The sequence below is a fragment of the Pantoea sp. PGP6 genome, assembly GCF_053474785.1.
Genome location: NZ_JBQBMA010000001.1, coordinates 1,730,541 through 1,747,319, shown reverse-complemented (window position 1 = coordinate 1,747,319; position 16,779 = coordinate 1,730,541). Strand labels below are relative to the sequence as shown.

17 protein-coding genes are annotated in these 16,779 nt (G+C 60.4%); 3 read left to right on the top strand and 14 right to left on the bottom strand.

Annotated elements, in window-relative coordinates; translation table 11 throughout:
• Positions 1-6: 6 nt before the first annotated feature.
• From phnN to phnF, 9 genes are read right to left on the bottom strand one after another with little or no spacing between them, the layout of a single operon-like run.
• The gene (gene phnN, locus ACLIBF_RS08190) at positions 7-543 is read right to left on the bottom strand and encodes a ribose 1,5-bisphosphokinase (RefSeq protein WP_046288244.1); all 537 of its coding nucleotides are present in this window, start codon (positions 541-543) and stop codon (positions 7-9) included.
• Positions 543-1,679 carry an alpha-D-ribose 1-methylphosphonate 5-triphosphate diphosphatase gene (gene phnM / locus ACLIBF_RS08185; protein ID WP_279810470.1) on the bottom strand — a complete coding sequence of 379 codons (1,137 nt, stop codon included), beginning with the start codon at positions 1,677-1,679 and terminating at the stop codon, positions 543-545. Before phnM ends, phnN begins: the two co-directional genes overlap by 1 nt.
• Positions 1,676-2,389, bottom strand: coding sequence for a phosphonate C-P lyase system protein PhnL (phnL, locus tag ACLIBF_RS08180; RefSeq protein WP_031377909.1), 714 nt, complete (start codon positions 2,387-2,389; stop codon positions 1,676-1,678). Before phnL ends, phnM begins: the two co-directional genes overlap by 4 nt.
• Positions 2,390-3,151, bottom strand: a complete 762-nt coding sequence (gene phnK / locus ACLIBF_RS08175; RefSeq protein WP_031377908.1) for a phosphonate C-P lyase system protein PhnK — start codon at positions 3,149-3,151, stop codon at positions 2,390-2,392. It lies immediately after the preceding gene.
• Entirely contained in the window at positions 3,141-3,989 is an 849-nt protein-coding gene (locus ACLIBF_RS08170; protein WP_046288242.1) for an alpha-D-ribose 1-methylphosphonate 5-phosphate C-P-lyase PhnJ, read from the bottom strand. The genes phnK and ACLIBF_RS08170 overlap by 11 nt, the downstream gene beginning before the upstream one ends.
• Positions 3,982-5,058 carry a carbon-phosphorus lyase complex subunit PhnI gene (locus ACLIBF_RS08165; protein ID WP_279810472.1) on the bottom strand — a complete coding sequence of 359 codons (1,077 nt, stop codon included), beginning with the start codon at positions 5,056-5,058 and terminating at the stop codon, positions 3,982-3,984. Before ACLIBF_RS08165 ends, ACLIBF_RS08170 begins: the two co-directional genes overlap by 8 nt.
• A complete protein-coding gene (phnH, locus tag ACLIBF_RS08160) occupies positions 5,058-5,633 on the bottom strand; it encodes a phosphonate C-P lyase system protein PhnH (protein WP_031377906.1) in 576 nt (191 codons plus the stop codon). The genes ACLIBF_RS08165 and phnH overlap by 1 nt, the downstream gene beginning before the upstream one ends.
• Positions 5,633-6,079, bottom strand: coding sequence for a phosphonate C-P lyase system protein PhnG (phnG, locus tag ACLIBF_RS08155; protein ID WP_448309519.1), 447 nt, complete (start codon positions 6,077-6,079; stop codon positions 5,633-5,635). The genes phnH and phnG overlap by 1 nt, the downstream gene beginning before the upstream one ends.
• A complete protein-coding gene (phnF, locus tag ACLIBF_RS08150; protein ID WP_159223972.1) occupies positions 6,079-6,792 on the bottom strand; it encodes a phosphonate metabolism transcriptional regulator PhnF in 714 nt (237 codons plus the stop codon). The genes phnG and phnF overlap by 1 nt, the downstream gene beginning before the upstream one ends.
• A 339-nt stretch (positions 6,793-7,131) precedes the next feature.
• Here phnF and ACLIBF_RS08145 point away from each other — a divergent pair, with 339 nt between their 5' ends.
• The gene (locus tag ACLIBF_RS08145) at positions 7,132-9,321 is read left to right on the top strand and encodes a putative bifunctional diguanylate cyclase/phosphodiesterase (protein WP_448309518.1); all 2,190 of its coding nucleotides are present in this window, start codon (positions 7,132-7,134) and stop codon (positions 9,319-9,321) included.
• Positions 9,322-9,342: 21 nt separating this feature from the next.
• On the opposite strand, the gene biuH is transcribed toward ACLIBF_RS08145, so the two are convergent.
• Genes biuH through ACLIBF_RS08130 form a run of 3 tightly spaced genes read right to left on the bottom strand, consistent with a single transcriptional unit; the run spans position 9,343 to position 12,759 of the window.
• On the bottom strand, positions 9,343-10,029 hold the full coding sequence (gene biuH, locus ACLIBF_RS08140; protein WP_046288241.1) for a biuret amidohydrolase: 687 nt from the start codon (positions 10,027-10,029) through the stop codon (positions 9,343-9,345).
• The gene (locus ACLIBF_RS08135) at positions 10,022-11,326 is read right to left on the bottom strand and encodes a purine-cytosine permease family protein (RefSeq protein ID WP_046288240.1); all 1,305 of its coding nucleotides are present in this window, start codon (positions 11,324-11,326) and stop codon (positions 10,022-10,024) included. Before ACLIBF_RS08135 ends, biuH begins: the two co-directional genes overlap by 8 nt.
• Positions 11,323-12,759: an amidase gene (locus ACLIBF_RS08130; RefSeq protein WP_448309517.1), complete on the bottom strand. Its 1,437-nt coding sequence runs from the start codon at positions 12,757-12,759 to the stop codon at positions 11,323-11,325. The genes ACLIBF_RS08135 and ACLIBF_RS08130 overlap by 4 nt, the downstream gene beginning before the upstream one ends.
• A 378-nt stretch (positions 12,760-13,137) precedes the next feature.
• On the opposite strand from ACLIBF_RS08130, the gene ACLIBF_RS08125 reads away from it, so the two are divergent.
• Together ACLIBF_RS08125 and ACLIBF_RS08120 are read left to right on the top strand one after the other, a co-directional pair.
• Complete coding sequence (locus ACLIBF_RS08125) at positions 13,138-13,707, top strand: hypothetical protein (RefSeq protein WP_448309516.1); 570 nt, start codon at positions 13,138-13,140, stop codon at positions 13,705-13,707.
• The gene (locus ACLIBF_RS08120) at positions 13,691-13,906 is read left to right on the top strand and encodes a hypothetical protein (protein WP_279810480.1); all 216 of its coding nucleotides are present in this window, start codon (positions 13,691-13,693) and stop codon (positions 13,904-13,906) included. Before ACLIBF_RS08125 ends, ACLIBF_RS08120 begins: the two co-directional genes overlap by 17 nt.
• A 106-nt stretch (positions 13,907-14,012) precedes the next feature.
• Here ACLIBF_RS08120 and ACLIBF_RS08115 read toward each other — a convergent pair whose 3' ends face one another.
• A complete protein-coding gene (locus ACLIBF_RS08115; protein WP_089562004.1) occupies positions 14,013-14,855 on the bottom strand; it encodes an oxidoreductase in 843 nt (280 codons plus the stop codon).
• Positions 14,856-14,961: 106 nt separating this feature from the next.
• Positions 14,962-16,743, bottom strand: a complete 1,782-nt coding sequence (locus ACLIBF_RS08110) for a thiamine pyrophosphate-requiring protein (RefSeq protein ID WP_279810481.1) — start codon at positions 16,741-16,743, stop codon at positions 14,962-14,964.
• Positions 16,744-16,779: the final 36 nt, after the last annotated feature.

The following is a 16,779-nucleotide window of genomic DNA, read 5'->3' as shown; positions in this document are numbered from 1 at the left end:
TCTGTTTCATTGATGCGCCTCCAGCAGCTGTCGAAGTTGCTGTACCGTGCGGTCCAGCGCCCCGTCATTATTGAGCAGCAGACACCCGTCCGGCTGAGGCTGGGCAGCACGCGCCAGCCGCCGGGCGATCGCCGCGTCATCTTCCCGTCCTCGCTGACGCAGCCGCACCGCCAGCACCGACGGTGTCACCTGCAGACAGAGCGGCAGCAGCTGCGGCCCGAATCGCGCCTGTGCCTGCGCCAAATGCAGCCGCGAGCCGTTAACCACTACGTTCTGACCGCGCTGCAGCCAGCTTTCCACTTCAGTACCGATGCCGTAATGAAACCCGTGCGCCTGCCAGCTGACCGCGAACAGCCCCAGCGCGGCACGCCGGGCGAACTCCGCCTCGCTCAGCGCCACATGGTTTTCACCGCCGGCATCGGCGGCGCGGGTGATGTAGCGATGGGCAATCAGCAGCCGTGCCGGCGGGGCATCGCGCAGCGCATTCAGCAGGCTATCCTTGCCCGATCCGGACGGCCCGATTAACCAGATAAGGCGCGCCATTAATAGACCTGCCGGCCTTTGCTCCAGACGTGGCGCACGTGCGGGTGACCGTGGGCGGTATGCGCCAGCACCAGATCGGCGCGGCAGCCTTCTGCAATCACGCCGCGATCTTCCAGTCCCAGCGCCCGCGCCGGATTACAGGTCACCAGCGCGATAGCCTGCGCCATGCCAAGGCTGTTTCGCTCATCCGCCGCCAGCCGGAACGCCGCATCCAGCAGGCTGGCCGGGTAGTAATCTGACGACAGGATATTCAGCAACCCGTGTGACGCCAGCTCCCAGGCGGCGACGTTGCCGGAGTGAGAGCCGCCGCGCACGATGTTTGGCGCACCCATCAGCACCTGCATATTGCGATAACGCGAGGCGCGGGCCGCCTCCAGCGTGGTCGGGAACTCGGCGATACGGCTGCCCGCCGCATGTGACTCCTCAACGTGCGCCGCGGTGGCATCGTCGTGGCTGGCGATGGCGATGCCATGCTCACGGCACAGCGCAGCAATCGCCTGGCGGTTAGGCTGAGACCAGGCAGCCGCCAGCGTGAGCTGGTCATGCTCGAACAGGTTCATCTCCTGATCGTTGAGCTGATATTTGCCCTGATAGTATTCGCGATATTTTTCCAGCGAGGCGTACTGACGCTGCCCCGGTGAGTGATCCATCAGCGATACCAGCGCCAGTTCCGGCGTCCCCATCAGCGCCTCAAACAGCGGCACGGTGGTCGGATGCGGCAACTCACAGCGCAGGTGCAGCAGATGCTCGGCGCGGTTCAGCCCTTTACGGTTGCTGTCGCGGATGGCGTCGATCATCTTGCTGAGATTCTCCAGCCGGTGCCCGCCGTCGCGCACGTCTCCGACGCCAATCGCATCCAGCACGGTGGTAATCCCGCTGGAAACCATCAGCGCATCGTGGCTGCTCATCGCCGAATGGGCCGGCCAGTCCACTTTGGGCCGGGGAGTGAAAAACTTGTCGAGGTTATCGGTGTGCAGCTCCACCAGCCCCGGCAGCAGCCAGGCACCCTCGCCGTCCAGCGCGCCCGGTTGCTGACTGGCGGTTTCGCTGAAGCTGCTGATGCGGTCGTCACGGAACTCCAGCGATCCGGCGACCACCTCGTTTTCCAGCACCAGTCGGACGTTATTAATGATCATGCTTGTGCTCCTGTGGCGATCGGTTGCATCAGGTGCAGCCGATCGGCCACCCGGTCGCGCACCGCTTCATCGTGGAAAATGCCGACAATGGCGGCACCGCGGGCGCGCGCCTGTTCAATCAGTCCGACCACCGCGTCACGGTTAACACTGTCGAGTGAGGCAGTCGGTTCATCCAGCAGCAGCACCGGATAGTCGGCGATAAAGCCGCGCGCGATGTTAACCCGCTGCTGCTCACCGCCGGAAAAGGTCGACGGGGCCAGCGACCAGAGACGCTCCGGCACGTTAAGCCGGCTCAGCAGCTCACGGGCGCGCTTTTCACAGAAGGCGCGCTCGACGCCGCGCTCCAGCAGCGGCTGCATCACAATCTCCAGCGTCGGCACCCGCGGAATAACCCGCAGGAACTGGCTGACCCAGCCGACCGTATCCCGCCGGATGGCGATGATCTGCCGCGCCGTCGCCTGCGCCATATCGATCAATTCGCCCTGATGCTGCAGCCGGATATGGCCGCTGTTGGGCTGATAGTTGCCGTACAGCGCCCGCAGCAGAGTCGATTTACCGCTGCCGGAGTGGCCCTGCAGTACCACACATTCGCCCTGACTGACCGTCAGGCTGGCGTTCTGCAATACCGGCAGCGCAGCGCCGTTCTGGTTATGCAGCACAAAGGTTTTACACAGATTCTCAACCTGCAACATGGGGGTGTGAGTCATCATTTAATTGAGCACCGAAGAGACCAGCAATTGCGTGTAAGGATGATGGGGATCGTCAAGCACCCGATCGGTTAATCCGCTCTCCACCACCCGCCCCTGCTTCATCACCAGCAGCCGGTGCGCCAGCAGTCGCGCCACCCCGAGATCGTGGGTGACAATCACCACCGCCAGATTAAGTTCCCGCACCAGCGTGCGCAGCAAATCCAGCAGTCGCGCCTGTACCGACACATCCAGCCCGCCGGTCGGCTCATCCATAAACATCAGGCGCGGCTGGGTCACCAGGTTGCGGGCAATCTGCAGACGCTGCTGCATCCCGCCGGAAAAGGTGGTCGGCAGATCGTCGATACGGTTAGCGGCAATCTCTACCGCCTGCAGCCAGCGGCTGGCTTCGGCACGGATATCGCCATAGTGGCGCTGGCCGACCGCCATCAGCCGTTCGCCGATATTGCCGCCGGCGCTGACCTGCGGCCGCAATCCGTCCAGCGGATGCTGATGCACCACGCCCCATTCGGTGCGCAGCAGACGACGGCGATCGCTTTCGCTCATCTGATAGAGGTCGCGTCCCTGATAAAGAATGCTGCCCTGTTGCGGCGTCAGACGCGCCGACAGGCTGTGCAGCAGTGTGGTTTTGCCGGAGCCGGACTCGCCGACAATGCCCAGCACTTCGCCCGGATAGAGATCAAAACTGACCTGTTCGAACCCTTTGCCCGGCGCATAAAGATGGGTGAGCTGGCTGACCGCAAGCAGCGGCTGATCACTGTGCATGTTGCTGTTCCTGCTGCTGATGGCAAAAGTCGGTGTCGGAGCAGACAAACATCCGCGTTCCCTGATCGTCCATCACTACCTCGTCGAGATAGCTGTGGCGCGAGCCGCACAGCGCACAGGGCTCATCCCACTGCTGAACGGTGAACGGATGGTCGTCGAAGTCGAGACTTTCTACTTTGGTATAGGGCGGTAAGGCGTAAATGCGCTTTTCACGGCCGGCACCGAACAGTTGCAGGGCCGGCATCATGTGCATTTTCGGGTTATCGAATTTGGGGATCGGCGACGGGTCCATGACATAACGATCGTTGACCCTGACCGGATAGGCATAGGTGGTGGCGATATGACCGTAGCGGGCAATATCTTCATACAGTTTGACCTGCATGATGCCGTACTCCTCCAGCGCGTGCATGGTCCGGGTTTCGGTTTCACGCGGCTCGATAAAGCGCAGCGGCTCCGGGATCGGCACCTGGAAGATCAAAATCTGGTCCTCTTCCAGCGGCGTTTCCGGAATGCGATGCCGGGTCTGGATCAGCGTGGCATCGGCGGTACGTTCGGTGGTCGCCGCCCCGCTGACCCGCTGAAAAAAGCGACGAATCGACACCGCATTGGTGGTGTCATCCGCACCCTGATCGATCACCTTCAGCACATCCTGATCGCCAATCACGCTAGCGGTGATCTGAATGCCGCCGGTGCCCCAGCCGTAAGGCATCGGCATTTCCCGTCCGGCAAACGGCACCTGATAGCCAGGGATCGCCACTGCTTTGAGGATCGCGCGGCGGATGGTGCGTTTGGTCTGCTCATCCAGATAGCCGTTGTTATAACCGTGGAGTTCAGCCATGGTTGCGCTCCTGATGATCCTGCCGCAGCCGTTTCAGCAGTTCCAGCTCGGCCTGGAAATCGACGTAGTGCGGCAGTTTGAGGTGGGAGACGAAGCCCGCGGCTTCGACGTTATCGGCGTGCGATAGCACAAACTCTTCATCCTGCGCCGGGCTGGTGATGCGTTCCTGCTGCTCACGGCTCTGCAGCGCCCGGTCAACCAGCGCCATCGCCATCGCTTTGCGTTCGGCGCGACCAAACACCAGACCGTAGCCGCGGGTGAAATGCGGCGCGCTGTCGTCGCTGTGGGCGAAGCCGTTGACCATTTCGCACTCGGTCAGCAGCAGTTCACCGATCTCCAGCTCAAACCCCAGCTCTTCCGGGCAGATGCTGACGCTGAGATAGCCGGTACGGATCTCACCGGCAAACGGGTGGGTGCGGCCATAACCGCGCTGGGTTGAATAACCGAGCGCCAGCAGAAAACCTTCATCACCGCGCACCAGTTGCTGTAACCGGGCGGCGCGTGAGGCAGGAAAGCTCATCGGCTCGCGGGTGATATCGGTCGGTTCGCTGCCGTCATCCTCTTCACGCACCGCCAGCCCTTCATTGCTCATCATGCTGAACATGTGCGGACAGGCGGCGTCCAGTGCCCGATCGTCGCGTGGCGATGCCGGCGTTTCACCGTTGGCCAGCAGCGTAAAGTCGAGCAGACGGTGGCTGTAGTCATAGGTCGGTCCCAGTACCTGGCCGCCCGGCAGATCTTTGTAGACCGCCGAGATACGCCGCTCGATACGCATCGATCCGGTCGCCAGCGGTCGGCTCTCCGCCAGTCGTGGCAGCGTGGTACGATAGGCGCGCAGCAGGAAGATCGCCTCCACCAGATCGCCGCTGGCCTGCTTGATCGCCAGCGCCGCCAGTTCCGGATCGTAAATTCCACCTTCAGTCATCACCCGATCGACCGCCAGACCGAGCTGCTGTGCCACCTGATCGCAGCCCAGTTCGGCGACATCCCGATCGCCGCGCCGCAGATCGGCCTGCAGTTGATGGGCGTGGGCAATCGCCTTTTCGCCCCCTTTTACCGCAACATACATCAGCACACCTCCACAAGCGTGGTGCGCGGCACCGCCATCATCGCTTCGCCACAGGTAAAAATCAGATCGACGCCCTGCGGGAACGGATGTGGTCGGCTGCGCAGATAGGCCAGCACGCTTTCCGGCAGCTGCGGCGCAATGGCGCGGGTTTCACGCAGGCCCGGTCCGGAGAGGCGCAGCGTCAGGCCGCCATTCAGCGACGGCACTTCAATAATCAGGGTGGTGCTCTTTTCCGGCGCCAGATTATCACCGGCGGCAAAATGGGCCGGATCGGGATGTGAGCTGGCATGACTGAGCGCGAAAGGCGCATCCTGTTGCGCAGTAATCGGCGCGCCGGTATGGAAGCGCAGATTATTGCGCAGCTGTTCGTTATCGATCTGCGCATCCAGCCAGACCGGGCTTTCCTGATCGACCAGCGTCAGTAACAGTGCGGTGGCGGCAGGCGACAGTGCGCCCCAGCCCTGTTGCAGCGGCAGCGACACCATCACGCCAGGTTCGCTCATCGCCTTGAGGATGCGACGAAATGCGCGCTGTGCATCCGCCACCGGATGGTTAAAACTTGCCAGTAAAGTCATCAGTTATCTCGGCGTACCAGCGTAAAGAAGTCCACTTTGCTGCTGGCAATTTCACGCGCGCGCAGTTGACGCTGCTCATCACGCCATGCCGCCAGCGGGGTAATAATTTTCTCTTCCAACAGCGTCCGGGTTTCCGGCTGCTGTAACAGGGCATCGAGTAAGGCGCAGCGCTCGGCATGGGCTTTGTTACGTCCCAGGATGTAGCTGTAGCCCAGCGTGCCGTCGCTGAGCTGCACCACCGCGCGCGTCACCGTCGCATCCCCCATCACAAAGCGTTTACCGGTCGCGCCCATCCGCGCCTGCAGCCGGGTCAGGCCGATCTCTGCCGGACGAATCAGGGTGAACGCTGGCTGGAGGTTAAGCGCCTGCCAGTGCGAGTTAAGCTGTGCCGCGCTGCTGTGTGCCAGCACTGAAAGCCAGCGCTGGCGGGCCGTTTGCTGTTCCATTAATGCTCCAGAGTCAGTTCAATCATGTCGCCGCGCGTCAGGCTGACCGAGTATTCGGCCATCGCACCGTCACGGGTTTTATTCAGCGTCCGCACGCAGAGCAGCGGCGAATGCAGCGCGATTTCCAGCTGCTTGCACTCTTTCGCCTGCGCTCGCCGGGTGCTGATGCGGGTCTGGGTACGCACCAGCTGTTTGCCGGTGTGCTTGTCGAGGTAATCGTGCAGCGAACCGCTGTTAAAATGCTGCAACTGCGGCCACCAGCTGAGATCGGCAAGGAAATGGTTGATGACACACAACGGCACGCCGTTGGCACGTCGCAGAGTGCGCAGGTGAATGACGTTGTCGCCCTCTTTGACGCCCAGCGCGCTGGCGACGTCCTGGCTGGCCGGACGCAACACCGCCAGCAGCCGCTCGCTGGTCGGGTGGCTGCCCTGCTCCATCAGGTTCTGGCTAAAGCGCGCCTGAGCGTGCAGCGGATAGTCATAAGGCCGCATCAGCACCAGAATGCCGACGCCATGACGGCGTTGCAGCAGCCCTTTGTTCACCAGTTCATCCACCGCCCGGCGCAGGGTATGGCGGTTAACTTCATAGTGATCGGCCAGTTGTTGCTCGGAGGGAAGATAGTCGCCACAGCGGTAGCGTTGCTGTAGCGCCTGTTCGAGTTGTGCAGCGACGGCCTGATAGACAGTGGTCGGATGTCTGGATAACTCCATCACGATGAAATCCTCACGGGTTACAGAGTGGGGACGCAGCGAAAAGTCACTGCGGGATGGCATTACCTTGACCGGATCAGATGACAGAACCGTGACGGAGGAGTGAAGGAGAGGTGAATTTGGGTGATGTGGGGCACATCAAAAAACCCATCACCCATAAGCCTGACTGGATTAAATCCCCTCAAGCCATCTTTTCCTTTCTGTCACAGCTGCTCCTGCTTCCCTCACCTTCACCGCAAAAACCATCGCCGGCTTCACTGTGCGTGAAGGTTTGTGTGGAAGACCCGTTACCGTCTGCTAGTTTTTAAGCTGTACTCCTGCTGCAGAGAAAAAATAAAAATGATAAACAGCCTTAAACTTTCTGGCGATTTCCGCCGCAGTTTTCTGCGTGAAGTGCTGGTGCCGCTGGTGGCGATTCTGCTGCTGACCTTTGGCGGCGCGGGCACAGCGTTGTTCATTGGCACCTCGCTGACCAACGCCGAGGCCCGGCAACAGCAGCAGCGGATGATTGAAGCCTCTTTCTCCCAGAGCCTGGACGAACATCTGCGCCAGCTACGCAGCCTGTCGCGCTGGCGGCCGCTTCAGCAGTATCTGCTGGATCAGGATACCGCGCCGGGCTGGCTGGATGAGAACATTGGCAACTGGCTGTTTGAGATGTTTGGCCATCAGCTGATTCTGGTGCTGGACCCGCAAAACCAGATTGTCAGGGTATGGCGTGATGGCCAGCCGGTCGCGCCACAGCAGGAAGCCACACTGATTAACGACATCCTGCAAAGCCCGGTGGTTCAGAGTCGGGGCCGTGAGGATAAGGTCGATTATGCCCGCTTAGCTGGTCGTGCAGCCGCGCTGGCGGTCGGTAATATTCAGCGCGACAGTGATGCCCTGCCGCGCTTCCGGCTGGTCAGCCTTAAGTTCCTCGACGATGGCTATCTGGCCAGCCTGGCCGAACGCAACCAGCTAAAAGGACTGCACTTCTCCAACGGGACGCCGCAGCCCGGAACCGAAGCGCGCTACCTGCTGATTGCGCAATCCGGTGATGCGGTCGGCTACCTCAACTGGGTGCCAGCCCGTCCCGGCGCGCAGATGTTGCGCACGATCGGCCCGTCAACCGGTCTGGCGGTGCTGGCGATCTCCCTGCTCTGCCTGTATATGGTGCGTCGCCTCTGGACCTCGTCGATCACTCTGTCGCAGTCGATGCTGAAGCTGGGCGCGTCTGAGGCGCAGGCGCAGCATCTGGCGTTTCACGATGTGCTGACCGGTCTGCCCAATCGTGCGCTGGTAGAAGATCGTCTGACTCAGGCTCTGGCGCTGGCCACGCGTCACGATCAGCGGGTGGCGCTGCTGCTGATCGATCTGGATCGTTTTAAAGCGATCAACGATACCCATGGCCATCATGCCGGTGACGAGCTGATCATTGCCGTGGCGCAGCGCCTGAGCAGGATGGTGCGCGCCAGCGATACCGTCGGGCGGATCGGCGGCGATGAGTTTATCGTGGTGATGCCAGAAGTAGAGACGCTTTCCCAGGCGCAGGGGCTGGCGCAGCGCATCATCGACCAGCTCAGCCAGCCGTTTACGCTGTTTGGCAGTGAGGTCTGGAGCGGTGCCAGCATCGGTCTGGCGCTGGCCCCCAAAGATGGCGTTGATCGGCTGGAATTAATGCGCAAAGCGGACATTGCGCTGTACGAAGCCAAAAGCGGCGGACGCGGCAAATATCGACAGTTTGAACGGGCGATGGATGAGTCGGTGCGTACCCGTCAGACCATCGCCGCTGACCTGCGCAGCGCGCTGCAACGCCAGCAGGGGCTGGAAGTCTGGTATCAGCCGCTGATGGACATTGGCGGTCAGCAGATGGTCGGCGTCGAGGCGCTGCTGCGCTGGCATCATCCGACCCGTGGCCTGGTGGTGCCCGGCGAATTTATTGCGATTGCCGAAGAGACCGGGCTGATTATTCCGCTCGGAGAGTGGGTGCTGGCGGAAGCCTGCGCCACCCAGCAGCGTTTTCCCGGCCTGATGGTGGCGGTCAACGTCTCGCCGGTGCAGTTTCGTGCCACCGGCTTTGTTGAACGGATGACTGAAATTGTCCGGCAGCACGGCGGCGATCCGATGTGGATTGAGCTGGAGATCACCGAAGGAGTGTTGATCGAAGATGAGCAAGAGGCGCGCGCCATCATTATCGCGCTACGCGAGGCGGGTTTCCGCATCGCGCTGGATGATTTTGGTACCGGCTACTCAAGCCTGAACTATCTCAGCCACTTCCCGGTCGATAAGATCAAAATTGACCGCTCGTTTACGCAGTCGCTGGGCGTAGCGGATAATTCGGTCGCCATTATTGAGTCAGTGGTTAAGCTGGGACATGCGATGGGCCTGATGGTGACCGCCGAAGGCGTTGAGACGCCAGGCCAGATGTCAGCGCTGGCAGATGCGGGCTGTAATCAGCTACAGGGTTATCTGTTCAGTCACGCGGTTCCGGTCGATCAGCTTGCCAGTCTGGTTGAGGCCAGCCCACAGCGCGATGCGCGGCAGAGCTGACCGTCTGCGGGCCGCTGTGGGTTATCCGCCGAGGCTATCCAGCAAGGCAGCCGAACTGGCAACCGCGCCAAAAATCCCGCCCTGCATGTGGATCATACTCAGCGCCGCTTCATGATGTCGCCGCTCGGTGGCGGCGCAGCAGTCAGACAGCACCAGACATTCAAATCCGCGATCGTTGGCTTCACGCAGCGTGGTGTGCACGCAAACATCAGTGGTGATGCCGCTGAGGATCAGATTGCGGATGTTGCGGCTGCGCAGGATCAACTCCAGATCGGTGGCGTAAAACGAACCTTTGCCCGGTTTATCAATCACCACCTCGCCCGGTAGCGGCGCCAGTTCCGGGATAATCTCCCAGCCGGGTTCGCCTCGTACCAGAATACGACCGCACGGCCCGGCATCACCGATGCCCGCCTTCATCCGTCGCGATCGCCAGTGCTTATTGGCCGGCAAATCGCTGAGGTCCGGCCGATGCCCTTCGCGGGTATGGATGATCGGAAACTGTCGGGCGCGCATCGCCGCCAGCACCTGCTGCAACGGCGCAATCGGGGCACGGGTCAGCGCCACATCGTAACCCATAGTATCGACGTAGCCGCCAACGCCGCAAAAGTCAGTTTGCATATCAATCACCACCAGCGCGGTATCGGCCGGGCTGAAACCGCCGTCAAACGGCCAGGCGTAAGGCACAGAGTTGACGCTGTAATCAGGCATTTTTATTCTCCATCACCGGCTGCGGCGCACGCGCCCGGCTAATCAGGCTGTAACTGAGGGCGGCGGTCACCAGGCCAATCACCGCCTCACCAAATTGCGGAAAGGCCAGATGAGCGATGACCGCGCACAGGCTGCCGATCGCCCAGGCCGCAAAGGCGGTAGCGCGAAAACGCTGTGACGGTCGCTGCTCGCTGATTTTCGCCATAAAAATCAGATCAACAATCATCACTGCGCCAAACGGCGGCACCACAATCCCCAGCAGACTCAGCCATTCAAGGAAGTAAGACCAGACGCCGGCCAGCGCCAGCGCCCCGCCAATCGCGCCCAGAATCAGCGTCCAGAGGCGCATTTTGCTGCTGAACAGATGGCTGAAACCCACTGCGCCGTTATACAGGCAGTGGGTGCAGACCGAGCCGAGGTTGATGAACACGAACAGGCAGGCCACTACCGATAAAAAGGCGCTGTGTCCCATCAGCATCGGCAGAAAGTTGCCGCCATTGGTCAGCGGATCGACCGCCGCGCCGACCGCGACGATCACCACCCCAAACAGATAGGAGATCACATTCGCCACCGGAAAGGCTGAGAATGCGGCGATCACCGCGGAACGGCCATTTTTCGACCAGCGGGTAAAGTCGGCGGTCATGGTGCCGGAGTCGGCAAAGCCAGCTACCACCATGGTGACGGCGGTGCCCATACTCATCGCGCCCGCCGCACTGGCGCTGCCCTGCCAGTGGGTGACGGTTGTGAAATCATGCTGCTGGCTAATCAGCCAGAGCGCCACCCCGCCCAGCACCACAAACAGCGGCGCGGCGATCATCCCCAGTACCGACAGCGCACGCACCCCGAGAAAGGTAATGGCGGTATAAAGCACCATGGCAAAGGCGGTAACCGCCAGCGCATTCCAGCCAAAGGTCTGATTAATTACCGTGCCGGTCAGCCCGGTCTGAAACGCGTACCAGCCAATCACCACGGTCGAGAGAAAGCCGGAGACCAGAATGTAACCTTTACTGCCAAAAGTGCGGCGCGCCTGTAAGGCAAAGTTCATCCCGCTGTTACCGGCGTACCAGCTCAGCGCGCCGACGTAAGCGAACAGCACCAGATTACCGAGCAGAATGGCGATCAGCGCCGGCCAGAAGCCCAGGTGCCAGGTGATGATGCCGCCGAATAGCGCATTGGTCAGGATCATCGGAAAGCCGAACCAGACTGCCGAGACGGAACGGGTAGAATGACGGTGCGTTAGCGGCACCGGCTGATGTTCAAATTCCTGTTCTAATGCAGGTGCAGAGGCGTTTTTCATTGGGCAATTCCAGGTTGGAGGTGGTTCCACGGCTGAATGCGCTCGAAAGCCGCGCTGGCAGCCAGCACTAAAGCATCATCAAGATGCCGTCCGACAATTTGCAGTCCCACCGGCAGGCCGCTGGCGGTGAAACCGGCCGGCACCGAGGCCGCTGGCTGGCCGGTGAAGTTGAACGGGAAGCAGAACGACAGCCAGTGATCGCTGCGTACCATACGGCCATCGATGATTTCCGGCCCCTGCATACCGAGCGCGAACGGCGGCACCGCCAGCGTCGGGGTGATCAGCAGATCGTAGCGCTGCATAAAACGCCACAGGCTATTGCTGACCGCTTTGCGGGTGGTGATGGCGTCGGTAAAGGTTTCGGCCCGCCAGTCGCGTTGTAGCATGGCGACCAGGTGCGGCGACATCCGATCGCCCTGCTGCTCCATCATCCTGCGCATCCCACTAAGATCGCTTTCCATCGCCACCAGCGCACCAAATGCCGCCGAGGGATCGCTGAAACCAAGATCGGCCAGCTCCAGCTCTGCGCCGATTTCTGCCGCAAAACGCTGCGCGGCGCCACTGACCACGGCGCGGACCTCAGGATCGACCGCCACGTAGCCAAAATCGGCGCTAAAGGCGATGCGCAGTTTTTCGACCGGCTGATCGGGCGCGCCCAGCCAGTCAACGTCGCTACAGGGAATCGAGTGGCGATCGCGCATATCCGGGCCAGCCATCAGCGACATCATCAAGGCGGCGTCGCGTACCGTGCGCGTCATCGGGCCAATGTGCTCCAGCGATTCCCAGCTCGAGACGCCCGGATAACGTTCATCGCGACAGCCGGGCCACAGCGGGACGCGTCCCATTGAGGCTTTGAACCCGTAAATGCCGCAGTGAGCCGCCGGAATGCGCACCGAGCCGCCGCCATCACTGCCAAGGGCGATCGGACAGAGCCGCGCCGCCACTGCCGCGCCCGATCCGGCACTGGAGCCGCCAGGTGTCTTCGTCAGATCCCACGGATTGCGGGGCGACGGGAACAGAGGATTGTGTCCGACGCCGCTATAACCAAACTCCGGCGCGGTGGTTTTGCCCAGCAGAATGGCATCGGCTGCCAGCAGTCGCTCGACCGTAATATCGTCGTCGTCAGGAATAAAATCCTGATATGCAGCCGAACCCGAGGTGGTACGTACGCTGGCGGTGCAGATCAAATCTTTTACCGCCAGCGGCACGCCTGCCAGCGCACCCAGCGTTTCACCGCGCGCCCTGCGGGCATCCAGCGCTTTTGCCTGTGCCAGCGCCCGATCCGGCGTCGGCGTACAAAACGCCTGAATGTCAGGCTCCCGCCGCGCCATACGCGCCAGCGCGGCCTGAGTCAGTTCGCTGGCCGAAGCGTCACCGCTGCGGATCATCGCCGCCAGGGTGGTCGCATCTTCATCTAATAAGGAGTCAAACATGGTCTACCTCGCCAGTAACATCGCTGATGAGTAAGTGCAGGAAGCGTGCCAGAAAGCGGTGAACGGACCGGTCTGAAACGGGGATGCCAGACGGGATACGGACTGGGATACAAGATCGAATTCTTATGATGGCCTGAGACCACTAACGGATGCGGGGGCGGATTTTTTCAGCACGGCGATAGCGCACGGATGCGCGATAACGGGGCGCACTGCTGAGATGAAGTGCGGCAAGGGTCGCAAAATAAGGTCGATGCGCAGCAACAGCGACTATCACTCTGGAATGGATAACCCTAATTTTCATATGGGTTTTTGACGAGTCTGGGCAGCTACTGAAAAATCGCGGCTTAAGGATTTACAGGCTGCATGCAAGGATGATAAGTGCGCATAGACGAAGAGGTTTTTCTCGAACACTACGACATCAGGCGAAAAAGATTCATTTACGACCGGCGGGTTCATCACAGCTACGTGTTTGTTGCCGGTAATAAGTCTTACACCGTTATCGCTGGCAACCTGATTGATGAACATAGCTTTACCCGTATCGGATACCGGATGCCACAAGGCATCTCCTTTCCGGTTAACGGCCTGGCTGAGGTCTGTTTTGACGTGTTCGATGGTCTGGAGTGCCTGGGTGATTTTCGCCACATTAGCCTTGCCGGATTGGGCAGTGCTGTCGTTTTAAAGAACGTAGTACTGGCGTTAATTGCACACTATGAAAGCTGCTGTATTGGCGGTTTTGTTTTCCAGGCCGCGTCAGGAGAGATCGTTGACCGCAATCGTCCGACACCCCTGGAGGAGATTTACGATGCCATGCTTGGGTTAAAAAATGAACTACGCTACAATCGCCGAACAGGGTTGCCGAAGAAAGCACCGCAACCTTTAATCCCGGAATTTTTCCAGGCTTATAAAATAGTGACTACAGGGAGAGCTTGTTATGTCGTATTACGATAAACACGATGATACCACCGCTTTGGATCCGACTGAGGTCGGGAACCAGGAGTTAAAGGCACTGTTGATTGCTGAGTGGATGGCCAGACCCGATCTGCCCGCCATTAAAGCCCAGTTAGCTCAGGCGAAAAAACGCTCCTCCTCTGCCCTGGTGCGCCGCAAGTTGCAAGAGCTGCAGGTGCGCGAAACGCAGGAAATTTAGGCTCGCGCTTCGCGGTGAAAGGCCCGTTATCCGGGCCTTTCTGTTTTACCGGCTTCGGATTCAATTCCACATTCTGACGACTTCCCGCCATCCGCAGTACAGTCACCTACTCAGGAAAATCGGTGTCCACCGACGTCTGTTTCCACGCTTCAATCTGCGCCAGACGTTCTTTGAGCTTACTGGTGACTGCCTCATAGCCCCATGCGCCCATTACCAGATGACGTGGCGGATTATCATGTTCGGTAATCGCAATCATCGCCTGAGCGGCACGGGCAGGATCGCCTTTCTGAGTGCCGCTGTATTCGGCGGTAGCTTTCATCCGGGCGGCAGCGGTATCAGCATATTCCGGCAAGGTGCTTGGGGTCTGATGCAGCGAGCGGCCGGCCCAGTCGGTGCGGAATGGACCCGGCTCGACGCAGGTGACGTGAATACCCAGCGGACCCGCTTCCTGTGCCAGCGAGTCGGACCAGCCTTCCACCGCATGCTTGCTGGCCGAGTAGTAACCGGAGCTGGCAAAGCCGATAAAGCCCGCCACTGAGGTGATGTTAATGATGTGCCCGCTGCGCGCCTTGCGCATCGCTGGCAGCACTGCCCGGGTCAGGGCAAACAGACCGAATACGTTGGCATCGAACTGAGCGCGGATCTCCTGCTCCTCACCCTCTTCCACCGAACTCTGGTAGCCATAACCGGCATTATTCACCAGAACATCAATGGTGCCGAACGCATTCAGCGCTGCCTGCACCGCCTGATCGATGCTGGATTGCTGAGTGACATCCAGCGCCACCGCCAGCGCATTGTCATGCCCTTCAACCAGATCGGCGACTTTCGCGGTGTCACGTGCCGTGACCACCACCCGGAAACCGCGCGCGATAGTCTGCTGCGCCAGTTCGCGACCAAAACCGGTAGAGCATCCCGAAATAAACCAGACAGGGCTTGTATCAGTAGCCATGGTAAGACTCCCGTTAGTTATGCTGAAGAAGGGGGGATACCCGGACGCGAGTGCGCCCGGGGAGAAAAGCGTAAGGGTAGCGGCGCAACATGGCCCGGCTTAACCCTTAATGCTTTTTATGCAACAGCTGACTGGCGGTATCACTGATGATTTGCGCCGCGCCACGGTCACCTTTCGCCATCGACGCCATAAAGGCTTTTGCCTGCTTAAAGGTGATGTGCGGCGGCAGCGGAGCGACTTCCGGATCGGTTTTCACCTCCAGCAACACCGGGCGGTCGGCGCTCAACGCACGCTGCCAGGCGGCAGCCAGATCGTCAGGGTTGTCGACAAAAATGCCAGTTAATCCCAGCGACTCAGCAAACCCGGCGTATTTTACATCCGGCAGCTGCTGCGAAGCGTCAAAGCGCGGATTGCCTTCCATCACCCGCTGTTCCCAGGTCACCTGATTAAGATCCTGATTGTTGAACACGCAGACGATCAGACGCGGGTCGGCCCACTGTTGCCAGTATTTCTGAATGGTGATCAGCTCCGCCATGTTATTCATCTGCATTGCGCCATCACCGACCAGCGCCACCACCGGTTTTTCCGGGTGAGCAAACTTAGCCGCGATGGCGTAAGGGACAGCGGCACCCATACAGGCCAGCCCGCCGGAGAGCGAGGCGCGCTGTCCCTGTTTGACCCGATAATCGCGGGCAAACCAGTTGGCGCACGAGCCGGAGTCAGAGGTGACAATCGCATTGTCCGGCAACTGTGGTGACATCTCCCACACGACGCGCTGCGGATTGACCGGATTCGCCGGTGCCAGGGCCCGCTCTTCCATCAGCGTCCACCAGTCACGTACCTGAACCGCAATATCTTCCTGCCAGCTTCGATCCTGCTTATGCTCCAGCAACGGCAGCAGCGCACGCAGGGTTTCGGCGGCATCGCCATGCAGGTTGACTTCACAGGGATAGCGCAGGCCGAGCATCGCCGGATCGATATCGATCTGTACCGCCCGCGCCTTGCCCTCTTCCGGCAAAAATTCGGTCCACGGGAAGCCGCTGCCAATCATCAACAGGGTATCGCAGTTTTTCATTAAATCTGACGAGGGTTTGGTGCCGAGCAGGCCAATCGATCCGGTAACAAACGGCGCGTCGTCCGGCAGCACATCTTTGCCCAGCAGCGCTTTCGCCACGCCGGCACCCAGCACGTTGGCGGCCTGCACCACCTCAACCGCGGCGTTGCGCGCGCCGGCACCAATCAGAATCGCCACTTTTTTACCGGCGTTCAGTATGTCGGCAGCCCGTTGCAGATCCGCTTCATACGGAACCACTTTTGGCCGCTGATAGCCGCTGCCCGAATGGGTGAAGCCGTGCAGATGCTGCGGCGCCTGCCACTCTTCATCCTGGATATCTTTGGGGATGATCACCACCGCGACGCCGTTCTGGGCCTTCGCAATACGCACGCCGCGATCGATCAGGTGACGAACCTGAGCCGGCGCGGCTGCTTCCTGGACGAAATTCGCCACGTCCGAGAAGATGCGATCCAGATTCATCTCCTGCTGATAGCTGGCTCCCCGGGCCGTGGCTTCCGCCTGACCGGCAATCGCCAGCACCGGCGCATGGTCCATTTTGGCGTCATACAGACCGGTCAGCAGATGGGTTGCGCCAGGCCCGCCGGTTGACAGGCAAACACCCATTTCACCGGTGAACTTGGCGTGACCGGCCGCCATAAATGCGGCCATTTCCTCGTGGCGCACCTGAATAAATTCGATGCCATCACCCTTCTCATTGGCGCGCTGAATCGCCCCCAGCACGCCGTTAATACCGTCGCCAGGGTAGCCGTAAATCCGGGTGACGCCCCATTCTTTCAGGCGCTGGACAAAAAAATCACTGGTTTTCATGCTCATCGTCGCGTTTCCCTTGGTTGTCCTTGCAGACTTAAA